This is a genomic window from Arthrobacter silvisoli (genome assembly GCF_003369445.1).
In the GTDB taxonomy this organism is placed as follows: Bacteria; Actinomycetota; Actinomycetes; order Actinomycetales; family Micrococcaceae; genus Arthrobacter; species Arthrobacter silvisoli.
Genome location: NZ_QRCU01000011.1, coordinates 1 through 18411, shown reverse-complemented (window position 1 = coordinate 18411; position 18411 = coordinate 1). Strand labels below are relative to the sequence as shown.

19 protein-coding genes are annotated in these 18411 nt (G+C 67.3%); 13 read left to right on the top strand and 6 right to left on the bottom strand.

The genetic code is table 11. The annotated features are described in order from the left end of the window. Positions 1–22: 22 nt before the first annotated feature. A complete protein-coding gene (locus DWV11_RS01740; protein ID WP_115787181.1) occupies positions 23–2677 on the bottom strand; it encodes a cation-translocating P-type ATPase in 2655 nt (884 codons plus the stop codon). A gap of 4 nt (positions 2678–2681) precedes the next feature. Further along, positions 2682–3698, bottom strand: a complete 1017-nt coding sequence (locus DWV11_RS01735; RefSeq protein ID WP_115787180.1) for a zinc-dependent alcohol dehydrogenase family protein — start codon at positions 3696–3698, stop codon at positions 2682–2684. A gap of 254 nt (positions 3699–3952) precedes the next feature. Between DWV11_RS01735 and DWV11_RS01730 the strand changes: the two genes are divergently transcribed. The 5 genes from DWV11_RS01730 to DWV11_RS01710 all read left to right on the top strand — a co-directional run bounded on the left by DWV11_RS01730 (position 3953) and on the right by DWV11_RS01710 (position 6845). Next, positions 3953–4282, top strand: a complete 330-nt coding sequence (locus DWV11_RS01730; RefSeq protein ID WP_115787179.1) for a DUF3040 domain-containing protein — start codon at positions 3953–3955, stop codon at positions 4280–4282. A 62-nt stretch (positions 4283–4344) separates the two neighbouring features. Then, the gene (locus DWV11_RS01725; protein WP_115787178.1) at positions 4345–5091 is read left to right on the top strand and encodes a glucose 1-dehydrogenase; all 747 of its coding nucleotides are present in this window, start codon (positions 4345–4347) and stop codon (positions 5089–5091) included. A 66-nt stretch (positions 5092–5157) separates the two neighbouring features. Then, on the top strand, positions 5158–5430 hold the full coding sequence (locus DWV11_RS01720) for an SHOCT domain-containing protein (protein ID WP_115787177.1): 273 nt from the start codon (positions 5158–5160) through the stop codon (positions 5428–5430). Positions 5431–5499: 69 nt separating this feature from the next. After that, complete coding sequence (locus DWV11_RS01715; RefSeq protein WP_115787176.1) at positions 5500–5946, top strand: universal stress protein; 447 nt, start codon at positions 5500–5502, stop codon at positions 5944–5946. 5 nt (positions 5947–5951) lie between these two features. Further along, positions 5952–6845, top strand: coding sequence for a universal stress protein (locus DWV11_RS01710; RefSeq protein ID WP_245953388.1), 894 nt, complete (start codon positions 5952–5954; stop codon positions 6843–6845). A gap of 110 nt (positions 6846–6955) precedes the next feature. On the opposite strand, the gene DWV11_RS01705 is transcribed toward DWV11_RS01710, so the two are convergent. Beyond that, on the bottom strand, positions 6956–7819 hold the full coding sequence (locus tag DWV11_RS01705) for a universal stress protein (RefSeq protein WP_115787174.1): 864 nt from the start codon (positions 7817–7819) through the stop codon (positions 6956–6958). Between the two features lie 199 nt (positions 7820–8018). Between DWV11_RS01705 and DWV11_RS01700 the strand changes: the two genes are divergently transcribed. The 3 genes from DWV11_RS01700 to DWV11_RS01690 are packed head-to-tail and all read left to right on the top strand — an operon-like array spanning position 8019 to position 10972. After that, complete coding sequence (locus tag DWV11_RS01700; RefSeq protein ID WP_115787173.1) at positions 8019–8498, top strand: pyridoxamine 5'-phosphate oxidase family protein; 480 nt, start codon at positions 8019–8021, stop codon at positions 8496–8498. 33 nt (positions 8499–8531) lie between these two features. Next, positions 8532–9536 (top strand): 1-phosphofructokinase family hexose kinase, encoded by a 1005-nt coding sequence (locus DWV11_RS01695; protein ID WP_210725640.1) that lies wholly within the window; start codon positions 8532–8534, stop codon positions 9534–9536. After that, a complete protein-coding gene (locus DWV11_RS01690; protein ID WP_115787172.1) occupies positions 9536–10972 on the top strand; it encodes a multicopper oxidase family protein in 1437 nt (478 codons plus the stop codon). The genes DWV11_RS01695 and DWV11_RS01690 overlap by 1 nt, the downstream gene beginning before the upstream one ends. A gap of 21 nt (positions 10973–10993) precedes the next feature. Here DWV11_RS01690 and DWV11_RS01685 read toward each other — a convergent pair whose 3' ends face one another. Continuing rightward, positions 10994–11431 (bottom strand): DUF1003 domain-containing protein, encoded by a 438-nt coding sequence (locus DWV11_RS01685; protein ID WP_115787171.1) that lies wholly within the window; start codon positions 11429–11431, stop codon positions 10994–10996. A gap of 162 nt (positions 11432–11593) precedes the next feature. On the opposite strand from DWV11_RS01685, the gene DWV11_RS01680 reads away from it, so the two are divergent. The 4 genes from DWV11_RS01680 (at position 11594) to DWV11_RS01665 (ending at position 15925) form a co-directional block, all read left to right on the top strand. After that, the gene (locus DWV11_RS01680) at positions 11594–12577 is read left to right on the top strand and encodes an ABC transporter ATP-binding protein (RefSeq protein ID WP_115787170.1); all 984 of its coding nucleotides are present in this window, start codon (positions 11594–11596) and stop codon (positions 12575–12577) included. A 1-nt stretch (position 12578) separates the two neighbouring features. Further along, positions 12579–14201: an ABC transporter permease gene (locus DWV11_RS01675; protein ID WP_136017855.1), complete on the top strand. Its 1623-nt coding sequence runs from the start codon at positions 12579–12581 to the stop codon at positions 14199–14201. A 134-nt stretch (positions 14202–14335) separates the two neighbouring features. After that, positions 14336–15409, top strand: a complete 1074-nt coding sequence (locus DWV11_RS01670; protein WP_483964180.1) for a DNA polymerase IV — start codon at positions 14336–14338, stop codon at positions 15407–15409. Between the two features lie 87 nt (positions 15410–15496). Continuing rightward, positions 15497–15925 carry an ester cyclase gene (locus DWV11_RS01665; protein ID WP_115787167.1) on the top strand — a complete coding sequence of 143 codons (429 nt, stop codon included), beginning with the start codon at positions 15497–15499 and terminating at the stop codon, positions 15923–15925. Positions 15926–15986: 61 nt separating this feature from the next. On the opposite strand, the gene DWV11_RS01660 is transcribed toward DWV11_RS01665, so the two are convergent. Next, the gene (locus tag DWV11_RS01660) at positions 15987–16364 is read right to left on the bottom strand and encodes a YegP family protein (protein WP_115787166.1); all 378 of its coding nucleotides are present in this window, start codon (positions 16362–16364) and stop codon (positions 15987–15989) included. Between the two features lie 454 nt (positions 16365–16818). After that, complete coding sequence (locus DWV11_RS01650; protein ID WP_115787164.1) at positions 16819–17475, bottom strand: hypothetical protein; 657 nt, start codon at positions 17473–17475, stop codon at positions 16819–16821. A 388-nt stretch (positions 17476–17863) separates the two neighbouring features. Between DWV11_RS01650 and DWV11_RS01645 the strand changes: the two genes are divergently transcribed. Further along, positions 17864–18411: ABC transporter substrate-binding protein (locus DWV11_RS01645; RefSeq protein WP_245953387.1), on the top strand; the 548-nt coding region annotated here is incomplete at its 3' end.

Here is an 18411-nt window from a genome sequence, read left to right as displayed (position 1 = left end):
CGGCCCCGGTACACGGGCCCGCTCATGCGCCGGGCCCATTGCCGCGCCGGCCGGCCCCCCGGATGACCTTGTGGAGGAAATCTGCGGCGAAGACCGCCGGGATCGCCAGCACGGCAGCGGCGGCACCGGCAAGTGACGGCGGCGCTTGCCCCAGGATCGCGGCCAGCGGCGGCACGTACAGGAAGAACAACAGGGCCGCCGACTCTGCCAGCACAGCCCAGAGCATCATCCTGTTGCCTGTCCAGCCGAGCTTCCAAGGCGGCCGGGTGGCGCTGCGGCAGGCATATGCATTCGCGAGCTGCCCCAGGACCACGGCCGCGAACGCGGTCCCGGATGCCTCGAGGAGCAAGGGACCGGGTTTCTGTGCTCCGGCACTGAACCATCCGCCGAGGTAGAGCACCAGCGTGAACGCCATCATTTCGGTCAAGGCTTCCACGGGGCCAAGTATGGCGAACACCCTGATGAGCAGCGGCCTGTCCATGAGGTGGCGCCGTTCCGGCGGCCGCCGCATCACGCCCGGGCCGGCCTTTTCGCTGCCGAGGGCAAGTGCGGGCAACAGGTCGGTACCGATGTCGAGGGCCAGGATCTGCAGCACTCCCAGCGCGAGGGGAAAACTTCCCCCGGACAGGGCCCAGATGACGAACGGGGTCAGTTCTGCAACATTGTCGGTCAGATGATAGGTCAGGAAACGGCGGATGTTCGCGTAGGTGGCACGTCCCTGTTCAATGGCAGCGATGATGGTGGAGAAGTCGTCATCGAGCAACACCAGATCCGCCGCGTCCCGGGCCACGTCGGTTCCCCCGACGCCCATGGCGACCCCGACATCCGCCTCGCGAAGGGCAGGACCGTCATTGACGCCATCACCCGTCATCGCCAACACATGCCCGCGGCGCTGCAGGGCGCGCGCCACGAGGAGCTTTTGCTCCGGGGTCACCCGGCTCACGACGACGCCGTCGTGGTCCAGCAGTTCACCCAGCTCCAGTTCGTCGAGAGGAAGGTGCTGCCCGTCGAGCAGGCGTTCCTGGTCCAGGGACAGTCCGATTTCCCGGGCAATCGCCGCAGCCGTCGAGGGGTGGTCCCCTGTGAGCATCGCAACCTTGACCCCGGCCAGCCTGGCTTCGCGAAGGGCAGCGGCGACCGTGGGGCGGGGCGGGTCATGCAGTCCGATGAGGCCGAGCAGGATCAACTCCGATTCAAGGCCCTCAGCAGGGACCGCGCCCCAAGCCCCGGCCGGACCGCCGCTTGGGAGGTCCCGTCCGGCGACCGCGAGCAACCTCAATCCTTCCGAGGCCATCCTTTCGATCGCCAGGCCCACCGCGTCCGGGTCGATCGGGACCGTCCCGGATCCGGCAGGGGCGGCCATTCCGGTGCACAGCGGCAGGACCGTTTCCGGTGCGCCCTTGACGGAAAGCCGTGTCCCGACGAGAACGGACTCCCGCCGTCGGGCAGGGGTGAATGGTGCCCGGGCCATCCCCGCCTGGTTGCCCACCGATCGGGTGGCCTGGAGCCGGCCGGCGAGGGCGTCGAGCGCGGCTTCCATCGGGTCGCCGTCGGGTTGCCAGCCCTCATTCCGGAAAACGGTGCGTCCCCGGGAGGCGAGCGCGGCGGCGCCGGCGGCGAGCCGGGCCAGACCGGTTGCCGCCGGCGTCCCCTCGATGTCTCCCTGGGGATCGTAGCCGCTCCCGGTGATCCTGACTGTGCCCGCCGGAGTCCATAGTTCGACGGCGCTCATGCGGTTTTGCGTGAGGGTGCCGGTCTTGTCGGTGCAGATGAAGGTGGTGGATCCCAGCGTTTCGACGGCCTGCAGGTGCCGCACCAGGGCATTCCGGCCGGCCATCCGTTGCGCGCCCATGGCGAGGGACAGAGTAACCGTCGGAAGGAGGCCTTCCGGGATCAACGCCACTGATACCCCGATGGCGAACAGGAAGGCATCCCGCCAGGGGATCCCGATCATGGCGGAGACCGCGAAGAAGCCTCCGCCGACTATCAGGGCGACGACGGCGATCGTCCTGACTATGCGGTCCAGCTCCAGGTTCAGCGGACTGGGCGGCCGCTTGACCCGGGCTGCCAGTTCCGCGATCCGCGCCAGGCGGGTCGTGGCTCCCGTGGCGAGGACGATGCCTTCGGCATCGCCGTTGACCAGGAACGTGCCGCCGGTTCCCGGGGCGCCGGGGTCCTTGGCCACGGGCTCACTTTCGCCGGTCAGCATCGACTCATCCACCGAGCAGCCCGCCACGACGACAAGGCGGACGTCTGCGGGAATCCTGTCCCCGCCGGTGAGCAGGACCACGTCTCCCGGTACCAGATCCCGGGCCGGTATGCGGCAGCTTTCACCGTCGCGCCGCACCAGCACCTGTGCCGGCAACAGCGCCCTGAGCTTCGCTGCCGCGTGCTCCGCCCTTTCCTCCTGGATGTAGGCGAAGACTCCGTTGATGATGACCACCACGAGAATCGCGATTCCCAGCTGGGGCATTCCCGCAATGAATGCGAGCCCGGAGGCACCCCACAGCAAGAGGGCGAAGAAGTGCACGAACTCGGCGAGGAGCCGCCGCCAGCGCGAGGCCGAACCGGCGTCAGGCAACTGGTTGGGACCATACCGTCGAAGGAGTTCCGCTGCCGCCTCCGTGGTCAACCCGGCGGTAGCGCTCGCCTGCCCCGTCGGCGCGGCTTCCTTCATGGCTTCAGTGGCCCCTGCCGTTGCCGATGCGCAAGACGGCGGCACCAGTGACCCGGTCTGCTGCGAGGTCCATCAAAGCCTTGTTCGCTTCGTCGAACGGGTACGCGGTGGTGGCCGGTCGAAGAGGTATCCGGGACGCGATCTCCATCAGCTCCATTCCGTCCTGCCGGGTATTGGCCGTGACGCTGCGCAACTGCCGTTCCTGGAACAGTTCCTCGCCGTATTTCAGGGGCGGTATGTCGCTCAAATGGATACCGGCAACTGCCAGCGTGCCACCCCTGTCGAGAGCCCGCAGTGCAACGGGAACCAGTTCGCCCGCCGGGGCGAAAAGTATTGCCGAGTCCAATGACACCGGCGGCCGGTCCAGGGAGTCCCCGGCGAAGACTGCCCCCAGTGCCAGGGCCAGGCGGCGGGCATTCTCGGAACGGGTCATCACATAGACCTCGGCCCCCTCGAAGATGGCAATTTGGGCGGCAAGGTGCGCCGATGCCCCGAAGCCATAGATTCCAAGGCGGCCGCCACGGGGAACCGCCGCCCGCCTCAGCGCCCGGTATCCGATGATTCCGGCGCACAGGAGGGGTGCGGCCTCTTCGTCGCTGAAGGCGTCGGGGATCGCGTAGGCGAAGTCCTCCTTGACGACCATGAATTCCGCGTAGCCGCCATCCAGGTCCCAGCCGGTGAACCGCGGGTGGAGGCACAGATTCTCCCGGCCCCCGAGGCAGAAGCGGCAGGCGCCGCAGGTGGCGCCCAGCCAGGCAGCCCCCACCCTGTCCCCGATCCGGTACTTTGTGCAGCCCTCACCGAGGCCGGCCACTTCAGCTACGGCTTCGTGCCCCGGTATGACTCCGGACGCTCTGGGTTGCAGGTCTCCTTCGGCCAGGTGCAGATCAGTCCGGCACACTCCACAGGCCTTGACAGCCAGGAGGAGCTCGCCCTGGCCAGGGACCGGATCCGGACGTTCACCGCCCTTCAGCCGATCGATGCGGACCGGCCCCGGATCGTCCACCCACCATGCTCGCACGGTGCCTCCTCTGCCGGGAAAGGTGAAGTTGGAAGAGCTTCCCTCCCCAGAATCACGTTGCCCCTTACGGGTTCAACAGGGCCGAAAGTCCTCCCGGCGTGGTGCCTCACAGAGTGGCAGGCGGCGCCGGCAGGCCCTGCTCCTATCGTGACTTTCGGCCCTGTTGGCGGGAAGCGGCCGGAACCATCCTTGAAACAGACGCGCTGCGGGATACCCGGGCGCTTCCGGCCACGTTGCTCGACGAGGAGGAAGCAATGGCCCTCACGGAATACGAAAGGCACCAGTTGGAGCTGCTTGCCGAGCAGCTGCTGCAGGAAGACCCCCGACTGGCTGCCAAGCTCTGCGCCCCGACGGTCGACGTCGCGCGTCCCGCCCGCAGGGCGGCCGGCGCTTTCATCCTGCTTGTGGGGGCCTTCGTCCTCATGGCGGGTATCGCCACGCAACTTACGGGCCTGGGCGCCGTGGGGTTCACCATCATGGCGTCCGGCGCCTACTTGGTCTTCAGGCATACCCGCCTGGGGATCAGGCTGCCCCGCGCCAAAGGCCAGCCCGCCGACGATGGCAGTCCCGGGCCCTCGCTGTGAGCCACCCGCTGTGAGCCACTCGCCGGCCGCACACACATTCCACCCCAAACAAAGGAAGACCCATGGAACGCGTAATCGACAAAGTTGCTCTGGTCACCGGGGCTGCCCGCGGCATCGGAGCGGCCACGGCTGCCCGGCTCCACGGGGAAGGCGCGCGTGTGGTGCTGGCCGATGTCCTGGATGACGAAGGCAAAGAAACGGCCGAACGCATCGGTTCGGGCGCGTTGTACGTCCATCTCGACGTGACCTCCCCGCAGGATTGGGAGGCGGCCGTGGCAGCCGCCGTCGACACCTTCGGCGGCCTCAATATCTTGGTGAACAATGCCGGAATCGTCAATTTCGCCTCGATCGAGGACTACACCCTGGAGCAATGGAATTCGGTCATAGCCGTCAACCTGACGGGTACCTTCAACGGGATCAAGGCCGCCATACCCGCCCTGAAGAAGTCCAAGGGCGGGTCCATCATCAACGTTTCCTCGACTGCGGGCCTGCGCGGCTACGAACAGATTCCCGGCTACACGGCCTCGAAATTCGGAGTCCGCGGCCTTACCAAGAGCGCCGCACTGGATCTGGGCCGCCACGGCATCCGCGTCAATTCGGTCCATCCCGGCGTCATCTCCACCCCCATGACCGCCGGCATGACCTTGGACATGAGCCATGTTGCAATCAGCCGGATGGGGCACCCCGGCGAAGTCGCCGAGCTCATTCTGTACCTCGCCTCGGATGACTCGTCCTTCGTTACCGGAGCCGAATTCGTCATCGACGGCGGCGACACCGCCGGCACTGTCACGCCGCCGGCGGCGGGCTGAGCCAGCGGTCTGCTGAACAAGCGTCCTGCTGAAGAAAACGTCCTGCTGAAGAAGGAAGGAACAGCCATGTACTGGAATACGCAGTTGGGCGTCTGGGGGTATGTCTTCATGGCCGTGACAATGCTGCTTCTTTGGGGGACGGTAATCACTGCCATCATCCTCGTTGCCCGCTCCCTGGCCAAGCCGCAGGACCGGCACAACCCGCCGGCCGGATTCGCTCCGCCTCCGGCTTCCCGCCCCGCGGAAGAGATCCTGGCCGAACGCTTCGCCCGCGGCGAGATCGGTGCCGAGGAATACCAGAAGTCGATCGCGGTGTTGCGCGGCCGCCCCCAGCCCTAGCCACAACCCCCTGTCCGGGAGCACAGTGTTGCTACCCAGCCCATCAACATCGCCAAGCCAGGAGGAGCAGTGGACGGCAATTCACCGGATCAACACCGGATCATCGTCGGTGTGGACGGCTCCGACGCCTCAATCGAAGCCCTCCGGCAGGCCCAGAAGCTGGCGGTCCCGCTCGGGGCCCGGCTGGAGGCCTCCGCCTATTGGGACTATCCCCAGGCGTATGCCAGCTATGTGGCGGTGGGTATCGGGCAATTCGAGGAAGCTGCGAACACTATTCTCCGGGAGGCCGTCGAAAAGGCCTTCGGGCCGGAGCTGCCGGACAACGTCGTGCCCCGCCTGGTCCGCGGCCATCCGAGGGACATGCTCGTCGAGGCCAGCAAAGACGCTGACATGATCGTTGTGGGCAGGCGGGGCCACGGGGGCTTCGGCGGACTCCTCCTCGGATCCGTCAGCTCGGCAGTGGCAGCACACGCCCACTGCCCGGTGCTTGTCGTCCACACCCCGGAAGACAGTTGAGTTCAGTGTCGGGCATTGTTGCCGGCTACGACGGCTCCGACGAGGCAGCTGCTGCGGTCCGCTGGGCCGCGCACCAGGCCTTCCTGCGGGGAACAGGACTCAGCGTGGTGCACTGCTCCGTGTGGCCTGCCTTCACCCACGATCTTGGGCCCGTCCCCGGGATCGCGGACAGCGGCCTGCAGCATGCGGCGGAGGCGGTCGCGGCCGAAGGTGCAGCCATCGCCCGGGAAGAAGCCCCTGCCGTGGCGGTCGGTACAGTCTTGAAGTTCGGTTGGCCCGCCGCTGTCCTGAAGGAGCTTTCGGCCGACGCGACCATGCTGGTCGTGGGCAGCCGGGGCATCGGCGGCTTCATGGGCCTGCTGGTCGGATCGGTCAGCCTGGAGCTGGCAGCCACGGCGGACTGCCCGGTCGCCGTCGTCCGCGGTACCGGTTCCGGTCCCGAAGGCGGCCCCGTCGTCGTCGGCGTCGACGCCGAGCATGCCGCTTCCGCGGCCGACAACCGGCACTGGGAGGAAGCGGTCCGCAAGGCCTGCGTCCTTGCGACGCTCACGGAATCGCCGCTGCTCATCGTGTCCGTGCAGCACCGGCAAGGTGCGTGGCACCGCACCCCGGCGCCGGCCAGGCCGCGCCGCCCGGAGGAAGTCCTTGACGACGCCGAACGCACGGTGCGCCGGTGGTCACCGGCACTCGATGTCCGCACCCGGATGCTCACCGGCACCTCGGTTGCCGGGACTTTGCTGGACGCCGCCCACGGTGCCAGCGCCGTGGTTGTTGGCACCCATTCCCGCAGTGTCCTCAGCGGAAGCCTCGGCTCGACCGCGCACGCAGTGCTTCATCATGCTTCGTGCCCGGTATTGGTTGTCCGGACCGCGGACGCTCCTGGCGGGCCGGTCCCCTGACCGCCAGGTTTCCTGGCCGTGACCGTTTCCTAGCCGTGACCACCGATACGTGACCACCGTCCGCGGGAGGCGGCGCCCCAAAGCCGGCCTCCCGCATGGGGTGCTTGTCCCTACCGGTGCTGGTCCGGGCGGATCCTCGTAATGATGGTGGGGCACGGCAGTTGCGAGAGCACAGCATGGGCGGTGGAACCCATCAGCAGCCGCTTGAACGCGCCCCTGCCCCGGCTTCCCAGGACCAGCAGGCCGGCGTTTCCGGCGGCTTCGACGAGGGCTTTCGCGGGCGCTGTATCGACTACGAGAACTTGGCGGACAGTCAGGTCAGGGTAGTTTTCCGCAAGGCCCGCCGCGGTTTCGGACAGGATCACCCGTTCTTCTTCCGCGGCGAGTTCGGCGAGGTCGCTGCCAGGCATGCCCTTGGGAACTTTGAAACGCGGGCTTCCGAACGCGTGCAGGATCGTCAGTTCCTGGCCTTCACGGTCCGCCTCCGCCGCCGCGAACGCGACCGCCTGGGTGGCCTCCTCGGACCCGTCCGCACCGACCAGGACGCCCTGCCGCCCGCCGTCGCCGGCGTTCGTTCCGATGACAGCCACCGGACAGTGTGCGACGGCGGCAATCTGCAATGCCCTGTCTGTCACCGCTCCGCCGAACCAGGACTCCCCGGAGCCGATGACCACCATCGAGGCGTTCCGGGATTGCTTCCGCAGCGAATATCCGGCGCTTCCAGAAACCAGCTTGGTCGCAAGGTCCACTGAGGGTTCCGCCTCCACGGCCCGGGCTTTGGCCTTCTCAAGCAACTCGGTCCCGTACTTCCTGACCGTTTCCATGCTGGCGTAGTTCTCGTAAGACGGAGGGTAGTCGATGGCGTGGACCAGGACCACCGGCAGCTTCAACGCTGCCGCCCTGTGCATGGCCCAGGCAAGGGCCGCCTGGCTTGCATCGGTGTCGTTGACGCCGACGATAATTGGATTCTTCATGGTGTTTCCCGTTCCTCGTCCAAGGATTCCGCGGACCCTGCACAGGCCCTGCAGACCCAGTCTCCCGTTGCTGTCCCGTCCGGATTAGGGCCGGAAGTCCCGCCGACGGCGGAGCGCCCTGTCGCTCCCGGCGCCGGCTACGGTTCCGCAGGACTTTCTGCCCTACCGGTCCGCGTGCCCTGGAACCTACCCTCGGTCCATGGATACTCCCGCCTCCGCTTCCGACACCACGTCCCTCACCGTGCACGACTGCTGGAAATACCTTGGGACCGCTTCCGTAGGAAGAATCGCCTTGGTCAGCAGCGGCGATCCCGAAATCTTCCCGGTCAACTATGTTCCGGACTACGGCACGCTGATCTTCCGGACCGGTCCAGGCACGAAGCTCGACGCCGTGCAAAGCGGAAAACCGATTGCCTTCGAAGCGGACGGCCTGAACCGCTACGGCACCATTGCCTGGAGCGTCGTCGTCAAGGGAACCGCCGAACTTGTTGACGATGTGGCGGAGCTACAGGAGGCCGCCGGCACGTCGTTGTCCCCTTGGGAAGCCGGACCCAAGGACAACGTGGTCCGGATAATCCCCACCGGGCTCAGCGGACGGCGCTTCGTCATCAGCGATCCGGTGCAATGGTGGCCCCCTCGCACACCGGACACGCTGTCCCAGAGCGACGGCGACGCCTGAGCCGCCGGCGCCGGGTGGAACAGGAGTCCGGGAATGGCTTCCGGAACGGGGATGTCCATGCCGATCCTGACGCTCACCATGAACCCTGCCTTGGACATCAGTACTTCGGCGGACTCAATCTACAGCGGCCACAAGCTTCGGTGCGGCAGCAGCCGGATCGATCCCGGAGGCGGGGGCGCGAATGTCGCCCGGGTGATCCATCGGCTGGGCGGGCAGGCTGTGGCCATGTACACAGCGGGCGGCACCACCGGAGATACCTACCGGCACCTCATGGAAGCAGAAGGAATCCCCGTGCTCGTCGCGCCCGTGCGCGGGAGCACCCGGCAGAACTTCACTGTTGACGAACTCTCCACCGGACGGCAATTCCGCTTCGTGCTTGAAGGGGCCGAACTCAGCGGGCGCGAGTGGCGCAACTGTCTGAGGCTTGCTGCCCGTGCCGTTCCGGCACATGGATACGTCGTTGCGAGTGGCAGCCTGCCACCCGGGGCGCCCGTGGACTTCTACGCCAGGGTTGCGCAGATGGTGCGCAAGGCAGGGGCCCGCTGCATCGTGGACACCTCCGGACTTGCCCTTGCGGCAGCTCTCGGGGAGGGCGTCTTTATGGTCAAACCCAGCCGACGGGAGCTCTCCGAACTTGTCGGGGCGGACCTGAACGACGAACGAAACCTGATGGAAGCCGCGTCCGGCCTCATCGCACAGGGCTCCGCGGAGTATGTGGCCCTGACCCTCGGCGAAGACGGAGCCCTCCTGGCGTCCGCCTCCGGTGCGGCCCGGATAGCTGTGCCACCCGTCAAGGTCGTCAGCGCGGTCGGGGCCGGGGACAGCTTCCTGGCCGCCTTCGTGTTGCGGCTCGCGCAGGGAAACCCGCCGGAAACCGCGCTGAGGACTGCGGTTGCGGCCGGGAGTGCCGCGGTTCTGACGCCGGCGACCGAGCTATGCCGCCGGGAAGACGTCGAACGGCTCGAAGCGGACATGGGACCAGCCGGCGGTGGCCCGTTGATGCCCTATCCGGCCACGAAAGAGGGAAGTGTGGACTGATGGCTCCCGTCAGCCGGCGGACGGCGCTCCTGATTGGCGGGCTCGGCCTGGCCGGAATGGCCGCCGGTACGGTGGGCGCTATCCTCACATCGGGCTCCGGGCCGGCATCGCCCGGCGGGGATGGACTGCTGGAACCGCCGGTAATCCGCAGTTCCGCCGGGCGTCTTGACGTCCGTTTGGAGGCATCGCCCGCAACCGTACCGCTTGCCGGCCGTGCGGCGTCGTGCTTTGCATACAACGGGGTGGTCCCGGGTCCCACATTGCGGATGCGCCCTGGCGACTCCTTGGCAATCAGGCTCGTCAACTCCCTCCAGGACCCGACAAACCTGCACCTGCACGGCCTGCATGTCACGCCGCAGGGCAACGGTGACAATGCCTTCATCTCCGTTGACCCCGGAAGCAGCTTCGACTACGAGTACCGGATACCCGACGACCACCCCCCGGGGGTCTACTGGTACCACCCGCACCATCACGGGAACGCAGCCGATCAGCTTTTCGCCGGGCTCTTCGGAGCGATCATCGTCGAGGACCGGGTTCCCGCCGCGGTGAGCCGCGAACGTGTCATGGTGGTTTCCGACACCACCCTGGACGCGGGCGGCACGGTCCTGCCGCCGTCGGCCATGGAACGGATGGCAGGCCGCGAAGGCCAACTGCTGCTGCTCAATGGCCAGCTCACTCCCCGCCTGGAAGCCCGCCCGGGCGAACATGAACGGTGGCGGATCGTCAATGCCTGCGCGTCCCGCTACCTGCTGCTAAGCATGGAGGGCCGGCGGCTGCGTGTCCTTGGCATCGACTCGGGCGCGCCGGATCCAGCGGATCCGGCGACGGAAATACTGCTCGTACCCGGCAACCGTGCGGACCTGCTGGTGACGGCGGCTCCCGGCGACGTTCTCCTGACGACGGCGCCCTATGGAAGGGGCATGGGCATGCCGGGCTTCCCCGGTCCCCTGTCCCCGGACAACCCGGTGGCTCTCGCCACCTTCCGGGGAACCGGTGATTCCGGGCCTCCGCCGGAGCCTGCCTTCGAACGTCCAGGGCCCGAGGACCTGAGGTTGCTTCCCGTTGACGCACGGCGGCACCTGCTGTTTGGTGGAGCGGCCATGATGGGCATGATGGACTTCACGATCAACGGCAAACACTTCGACCCGGCGAGAACCGACACCATCGCCACGGCAGGAAGCGTCGAGGAATGGACGCTTCTTAATGCCGGCCCGATGGATCACCCGTTCCATCTGCACGTCTGGCCGATGCAGCTCGTGGAAGCAGGCGGAGTGGCCCCGGCTGCCGTGCTCTACCGGGACGTCGTGAACGTGCCGGCCGGAGGACAGGTGAGGGTCCGGGTTGCTTTCAGGGACTTCACGGGAAAGTCCGTCTATCACTGCCACATCCTCGACCACGAGGATTCCGGGATGATGGGCGTCATCGACGTCCGCTAGCCAGCTTCCCGCACGGATTCCTCATCCCGCATGCGGTGAGCCCCGGTCCCCCCGCTGCGACACGAGCAGGGCCCGGAGCTCTTCCAACAGCTTCAGCTGCTCGTTGTTGACGGCCATGAGCCGGTCGATCTCCGACTTTGCAAGGACATCCGTCTCGTAGTCGTGCTGGGCCATCGCGGCCGCTATGGCGTCCTGGCGTTTGGCGGCAATCAGCAGGATTGCGCCCTGGAGGCCCGCCAACATGGACAGGAAAAGGTTCAGAAGGATGAAGGGGTACGGATCCCATGCCTGGGAACCGTACACGTAAGTGTTGATCGCCGCCCAGGCCGCCATGAACGCCATGAACAGCCCGACGAAGGTCCAGCTGCCCATTCCGTTGCGGAGTACGTCCGCGGCGCGTTCGCCCCGGGTCAGCTCCGCTTTGTGCTGCCCGTGCCAATTTCTTCCCCGCTGGTTCATAGCCACAGGGTAAGGTCCGTTGCATCCCGAAGCGAGGAAGGAAGGCCTCAAGGCCCTGTTTGGGCATGCGCTGACGGACGGAATTGTTTGCTACGGAATTTCCTGGCGCGCAAGGGCCTTTGGGACGTTCACAGAACAGCGAAAGCTTCGTACGCTCACACCATGGACACCGTCATCCAGACTGTCGACCTCCACAAGAACTTCGGCCGCGTCAAGGCCCTCGATGGCCTCGACCTCGAAGTCCACGCCGGCGAGATCCACGGCTTCCTCGGCCCCAACGGCGCCGGGAAGACCACCACTTTGCGCATCTTGCTCGGCCTCGCGCGCGCGTCGTCGGGCACCGCTACGGTGCTTGGCCTGCACCCATGGGCGGACGCCGTCGCGCTCCACCGGCGCGTCGCGAACGTGCCAGGCGACGTGAGCATCTGGCCCAACCTCTCCGGCGGAGAAGCGATAGACCTCCTTTCACGACTGAGCGGGCGCGCCGAAGACCGCGAAGGATACAAGCGTCGCAAGAAACAGCTGTGCGAGATCTTCGATTTCGATCCGAGCAAGAAGGGCCGTGCCTACTCCAAGGGCAACCGGCAGAAGGTCGCCCTCATCGCCGCCCTCGCAACAGACGCCGAGCTCTACCTCCTCGACGAGCTTACCAGCGGACTCGACCCCCTCATGGAGGCCGTCTTCATGCGGGAGGCCCGGCGGCTGGTGCAGGAGAACGGTGCAACGGTGCTGCTCTCCAGCCATATCCTGTCCGAGGTGGAGCATCTTGCGGACCGCGTAAGCATCATCCGCTCCGGGCGGATCGTCGACGGCGGCACCCTCGAAACCCTCCGGCACCTCACCCGGACGGAAGTCTCCTTCTCGGCGGACAGCGTCGAAACCCACGCCCTCGCGGCCCTCACCCAAGTGCACGACCTCGTCGTCGCCGACGGCCGCGTCAAGTTCGGCGCCGATTCCGACAGGGTCCACGAAGTGCTCCCTCTGCTCGGCACCCTGGGGGTCAAAGACCTCCTCGTCGCCCCGCCGTCGCTGGAGGAACTGTTCCTGCGCCACTACGGGGACCAGGTCATTGAACCGGTGCAGGAAGCGCACGACGGCGCCCGTCGCCATCGCGGGCATCGTGCGGCCGCGGGGGCGGGAGCCTAAGGTGGAAGCACTCTGGATCCTGTACCGGCAGCGGCTGCGCCGGGATCGATGGCAGCTGGCCAGCTGGGTCCTTTCGATCGGCGTCCTGGCACTCTTCGCCGTCGCTGCCATCGCGAAGTCCTTCGGTGATGAGGCGGCGCGCGCCGAAATCCTCCGCCTCGCGACGGCAACCCCGGCGATCCTGCTGCTTCGCGGCCTCGCCCGCGGACCGGAGCTCGGCTCCTTCACGTTCTTCGAGATCTTCGCGTTCCTTGCCTTGCTCGCCGCTTTCATGAACACGTTCATGGCCGTGCGCCACACACGTGCCGAGGAGGAGGCCGGCCGCGCCGACTTGGTTTCCGCGACGGCGGCCGGTCGTTGGGCTCCGCTTGCGGCAACAGTGCTCCACGGCATCGCCGCCAACATTCTCGTCGCAATTGCCACTGCGCTTGGCTTCGTGGGAGGCGGGCTTGATCCGGCCGGTTCGGTCGTCGCCGGCTTGGCCACAGGCGCGGTCGGGTTCGCGTTCCTTGGCGTGGGGCTGCTGACCGCCGAGTTCTTCAGCACTTCCCGCAGCGCCAACGGAGCATCTTCGGCGCTGGCCATGGTCGCCTATCTGCTGCGCGGCTTCGGCGACGCGACGGGCGAGGTCAGCGCCGACGGCATGACCATGACCGCTGCCTGGCCGAGCTGGCTCTCGCCCATCGGATGGGGCCAACAGACGTTCGCCTACACGGGCAACCGGCTGTGGCCATTGCTCCTGCCGCTCGCGCTTGGAGTTGCCTGCACAGCCGCGGTGGCCGCAGTCATGGCCCGGCGGGACGTTGGTGCGAGCATCCTCACCGGCCGGGCAGGGCGGGCGGACGCGCCATCCACCCTGCGCGGCGCGTTCACCCTCGCGCTGCGCCTCCAACAGGGCGCGATCGTTGGCTGGTGCGTCGGCGGCCTGGCCACAGGTGTTCTGACCGGCTCCCTCGGATCGGCAATACAATCCGCGATTACTGACAATCCCCAGGTTACCGCGGTCCTCCGTTCCATGATCGAGGCACAAGGGACCTCCATGACCCAACTCCTCGTGGCTGCCCTCTTCGAAGTGGCAGGTGTCCTTGCCGCTGCCTGTGGCCTCCAAGCCGTGCTGAGGCTGCGCCAGGAAGAAGCAGCCGGCACGGCAGAGCAGGTCCTGTCCCGCCCTGTAGGGCGCGTGCGCTGGCTCGGGAGCTTCCTTGGTCTGGGCGCGGCTTCAGTCGTACTTGTCATGGCGTTCACGGCTCTCGGCGCATGGCTCTCCCTCGTCGCTTCCGGCGACACGTCGAGCGCGGTCGGTGAGGTGTGGCTGACCGCGGTCAACCAACTCCCGGCCGCCCTGATCTATCTCGCCCTCCCGGCCGCGGTCTTCGTCATCTGGCCGCGCGCCACCATTCCGGCCGGATGGGCACTGCTGGGCCTCGGCGTCGTCGTCGGTATCTACGGAAGCATGCTCGGCTTCGACCAGACAGTCCGGGACCTCTCGCCCTTCACGCACTCACCGGTCACCACCGCTGCCGGAACGGACTGGGGCGACGGGTTCTGGATGCTCGGCATCGCCGCAGCCCTGACACTTCTCGCCCTGCTCGCTGTGCGCCGCCGGGAGGTCGGCTCGGCGTAAGCAGGCACCGGTTATTGCCGGAACAACTCTGTCGAGCGTCTCGAAGGCCGCCAGTGAGCGGTCCGCCTGCCGGGGCCCAGAGAACCCCTACCGGACCCGATGCCTGGCGGCGGGGTTTAGGGCACACTGGAGCCGTGAGCGGAATCCGGTGGGTGCTGCACGTCGATCTCGACCAGTTCATCGCGGCGGTCGAAGTGCTGCGGCGGCCGGAACTTGCGGGCAAGCCGATCATCGTGGGCGGGCGGGGTGACCCGACGGAACGGGCGGTGGTGTCCACCGCCTCCTACGAGGCCAGGGCGTTCGGCGTGGGTTCGGGAATGCCCTTGCGTGTTGCCGCGCGCAAGGTGCCGGACGCCGTGATCCTGCCCGTCGACTTCGAGGCGTACCTGGCGGCTTCCGAAACGGTGATGGCCACACTGCGCGAACAACCCGGTGCCACGGTTCAGGTGCTGGGGTGGGACGAGGCCTTTGTGGGAGTCGAAACCGAGGATCCGGAGGCCTACGCCCGGCAGGTGCAGTCCGCCGTCCTGGAGCGGACGCAACTGCATTGCAGCGTTGGCATCGGCGATACCCTGGTCAGGGCCAAAGTCGCCACCGGCTTCGGTAAGCCGGCCGGCGTCTTCCGCCTGACCGCCGGGAACTGGCTCGACGTCATGGGGAGCCGCCCCACCAAGGAGCTGTGGGGCGTCGGTTCCAGGGTCTCGGCCCGGCTTGCCAAACACGGCATCAACACCGTTGCCGAGCTCGCCGCGTGCGACCCCCAGGACCTGGTTCCGGAGTTCGGCCCCAGGATGGGCCCGTGGTACGCGCAGCTTGGACGCGGGGAAGGCGCCAGCGTGGTGGATGACACCCCTTGGGTTGCCCGTGGGCACAGCCGGGAGACCACCTTCCAGCACGACCTGACCGATCCTGCCGAGGTGGAGGACGCCGTGCGGGAGCTGGCGGCGCACGTCCTGGAGGATGTCGTGGCCGAAGGGCGGCCGGTGATCGGGCTCACCCTGAAAATCCGGTATGCGCCATTCCTCACCACGACCCATGCGAAAAAGGTCCCGGAAACCTTCGACCGGAACGAAGTCCTCGCGAGGGCCCTGGACCTCGCAACCGTCATCGAAACGGGCCGACCGATCCGGCTCCTTGGCCTGCGTGCCGAAATGGCCATGCCGGACGATGCCCGGAAAGGACACACGCCGACGCGCGGCGGCTGGTGACGGCGTCGGCCCTTGTCCACCTGCTCCGCGGCGCCCACACTTGGTGCTAGCCGTTCCGGCTGGCGGCGCGCCCTGCGAGGAGGAACCATGGGCAACAACAATGACTTGCGGCAGGCGTACGTGCGGCTTATCGCCGCCGTCGAAGCCAACGACGGCGATGCGCTGGCGGAGACCGTAGACCCGGACATTGTGGACCACGCCCCATTCCCCGGCCAGGCGCCGGGCCTCCCCGGGATTGCCTTCTGGATGCGGGGACTGCATGCGGCCCTGTCCGGCCTCACGGGAACGGTCGAAGACACCGTCGTGGAGGGCGACAAGGTCGCTGCCCGGGTGACGTGGCGGGGAACGCACACAGGGCCGTTTGTAGGCGTCGCAGCAACCGGCAAACCGCTGACGGTGGTGTCGATCCAGATCCTGCGTTTTCAAGGGGGCCGCGCCGTCGAATGGTGGGGCGTGCCGGACCTGTATGGCGCCCTCACACAGATGGGCGGCCATTTCGAACCCGGGGCGGAGTGACCGCGTTTCGACCAGGCTCCCCGTGCCGACTCCCCTGTTGCGCCTGTTGCGCCTGTTGCACCTAGGCTTCCACCATGCCGGGGCAGTCCACTGCGGATCCCGTGTGCCAGGGCCGGATAGCCCGCTCCTTCTGCAGGAGTGGACCGTGGAGGCGCTGCGGTACGGGAAGCTGCGGGGCTGGCGGCAGCGGAGCGGCGGAAGGGGCAAGCTGCCTTGGAGCCGCCGGGCCATCCGGTAATGGTCCGTGGACCGGGACCTCCGGGCACAAATCGGTGATCAGGCCCATTCCGGCATACTCGCGCACGTCGCGGATGCCGCACACCACGGCGGGTTTGTCGGGAAAGGACATCGAAACGGCCACCACGGTCCCGTCCGGCGCCTTGAGCCTGAATTTGAAGCTCTCGTCCTCGTCGATGAAAACTTCAAACATACCGGTCATACGTATCCTCCTGAACGGCGGGCGGCTGAACGCCCGCAAGGTCTCGACGGGTCCGGAACGCAGCGGCTCGCTTCGGACATCATTGTCCGACTGCGAGTGATACCCGCCACACCGTGTTGGAAACCAACCTAAAGGGCAAGGAGCCCGGCTGACTAGGGCCGTTCCGGGAATGCGGGCGGACTTTCCCAATGCGACCGCGTGCGGCCAATGGTTCCTCGTATTCAAAATACGGACGAGACGTTCAAACTTGTGGACGTGGGATGGTGCTTCAAGCGACAGGATCAGCACAAATCGCCAGTGCGCCGCGGAACCGGCACTGTACTTCCGCCGCGGCAAGGAACCCTCCACGTCCAGGATGCCGATGCCCGATGACGACGGGGCGCTCCTCCCCGACATGGTGGACTGACTCCTTCCGGGTACGACGGCGGCAGGCCGGTTACGCGGGCAGCCCCCGTTATTGCGCCTCCGGCACCGGTTCGATGCAGGCCACCGCGAAGGGTTTGCTCGCCGACCGCCGCAGCGGGTGACGCAGGCGCACCTGGTACGCTCCGTCCCGGAACGTGGCCCGCGGGTCCATCTGCACTACCAGTAGTGGCTCGGCGCGGCCGGCGTCCAAACGTACGAGCATGCCGGCTCGCTGGCCATCGACGTACAGAGGGGTCGCCGGCTCCACGGCGGTCTCCTTCAGCCGGCCCCGATGTTCCGCCGCCGCTGCCAGGAAGAGGATTCCGTGGGCGAGCCCGACAGCCTTCAGTGGGACGACCCCAGGTGCAGGACCGGCTTGCTGTACCGTGCGGGGCGGAATCTGCTGTTCCTGTGCTGCGGCACTGGCCGCCTTCACGAGGCGGGCGCATTCCTTGCAGGGGGTGCGCGCCCCGACGTCGGCAAGCATTGCCACCAGCAGTCCCCTGGGGGCGGTTCCCCATTTGTCGGCCACAGAGGGGCACCACCTGCGGTGGTACACAGCCCCGCGCTTCATCACGTAGACCTGATCGTCGCCGATAAGCGGCACGCCCTCGCGCCAAGCCGCCGGTTCGACCGGCCTGAGGTCGCCGAGGTTCCCCGCCTCGTAGGAAGCGGGACGGCCGGGTCTGAGGTATTTGCGGATCAACGGATTGATCCGGCGATGTGGTGTTGGAATGACGGGGCCTCTCCATCCGGCGGGAGCGGGTTCCGCCCGCTCCCCTGACTACCCCCTGTCCAGTCTGCTGGCTTTTTGCCCGGGTTGCCAGTCGGCGGCCGCGGCGGAGCCCCAGGGAGGACGCACTCCTGCATGAAGAACTTGGTCCTCCCATGACCCCGGGCGACGACGGATTAACGTCGGCGTCCCCCGGTGACAGCACGTGTCGTTTCCCGTTGTGGCCATGAAACGGTGACCGTAATCTCAATCCAGCCAAGGCAGCCAGCCCGGGCAGGGGACCTCCTCCCGGGCTTTCCAACCACCTCCGTTCATGGCCCAGGCCGTCATATGGGCCTGCCCTCTCCCAAAGGATTTCCCCGTGTCATCACCCCACGACAACACCTCGACTACCCGTATCGTTGCCGGTGAGAGCAACAAGCCCAAGGCCGGGCGCGGCCTGAAAGTGGGCATCGCCGTCGGCCTGGCCCTGCTGGTCGGCGGCGGCGCCGCGGTCGCTTCGGCGGTCGCCCGGAACAACGCCGCCCCGGCAGCCGCGCCCTCCCCGGCCGCCGAGCTGCGCCTGGGCTACTTCGGCAACGTCACCCACGCCCCGGCCCTGGTGGGGGTCAGCAAGGGATTCATCGCCAAGGAACTCGGCGCCACGAAGCTGAGCACCCAGGTCTTCAACGCCGGCCCGGCCGCGATCGAGGCCCTGAACGCCGGCGCGATCGACGCCACCTACATCGGCCCGAACCCGGCCATCAACTCCTTCGTCAAAAGCAACGGCGAGTCCATCCGGATCATCGCCGGTGCCGCCGCCGGCGGCGCGCAGCTGGTCGTCAAACCCGGGATCACCTCAGCCGCCGGTTTGAAGGGCAAGACCCTGGCCTCCCCGCAGCTGGGCGGCACCCAGGACGTGGCGCTGCG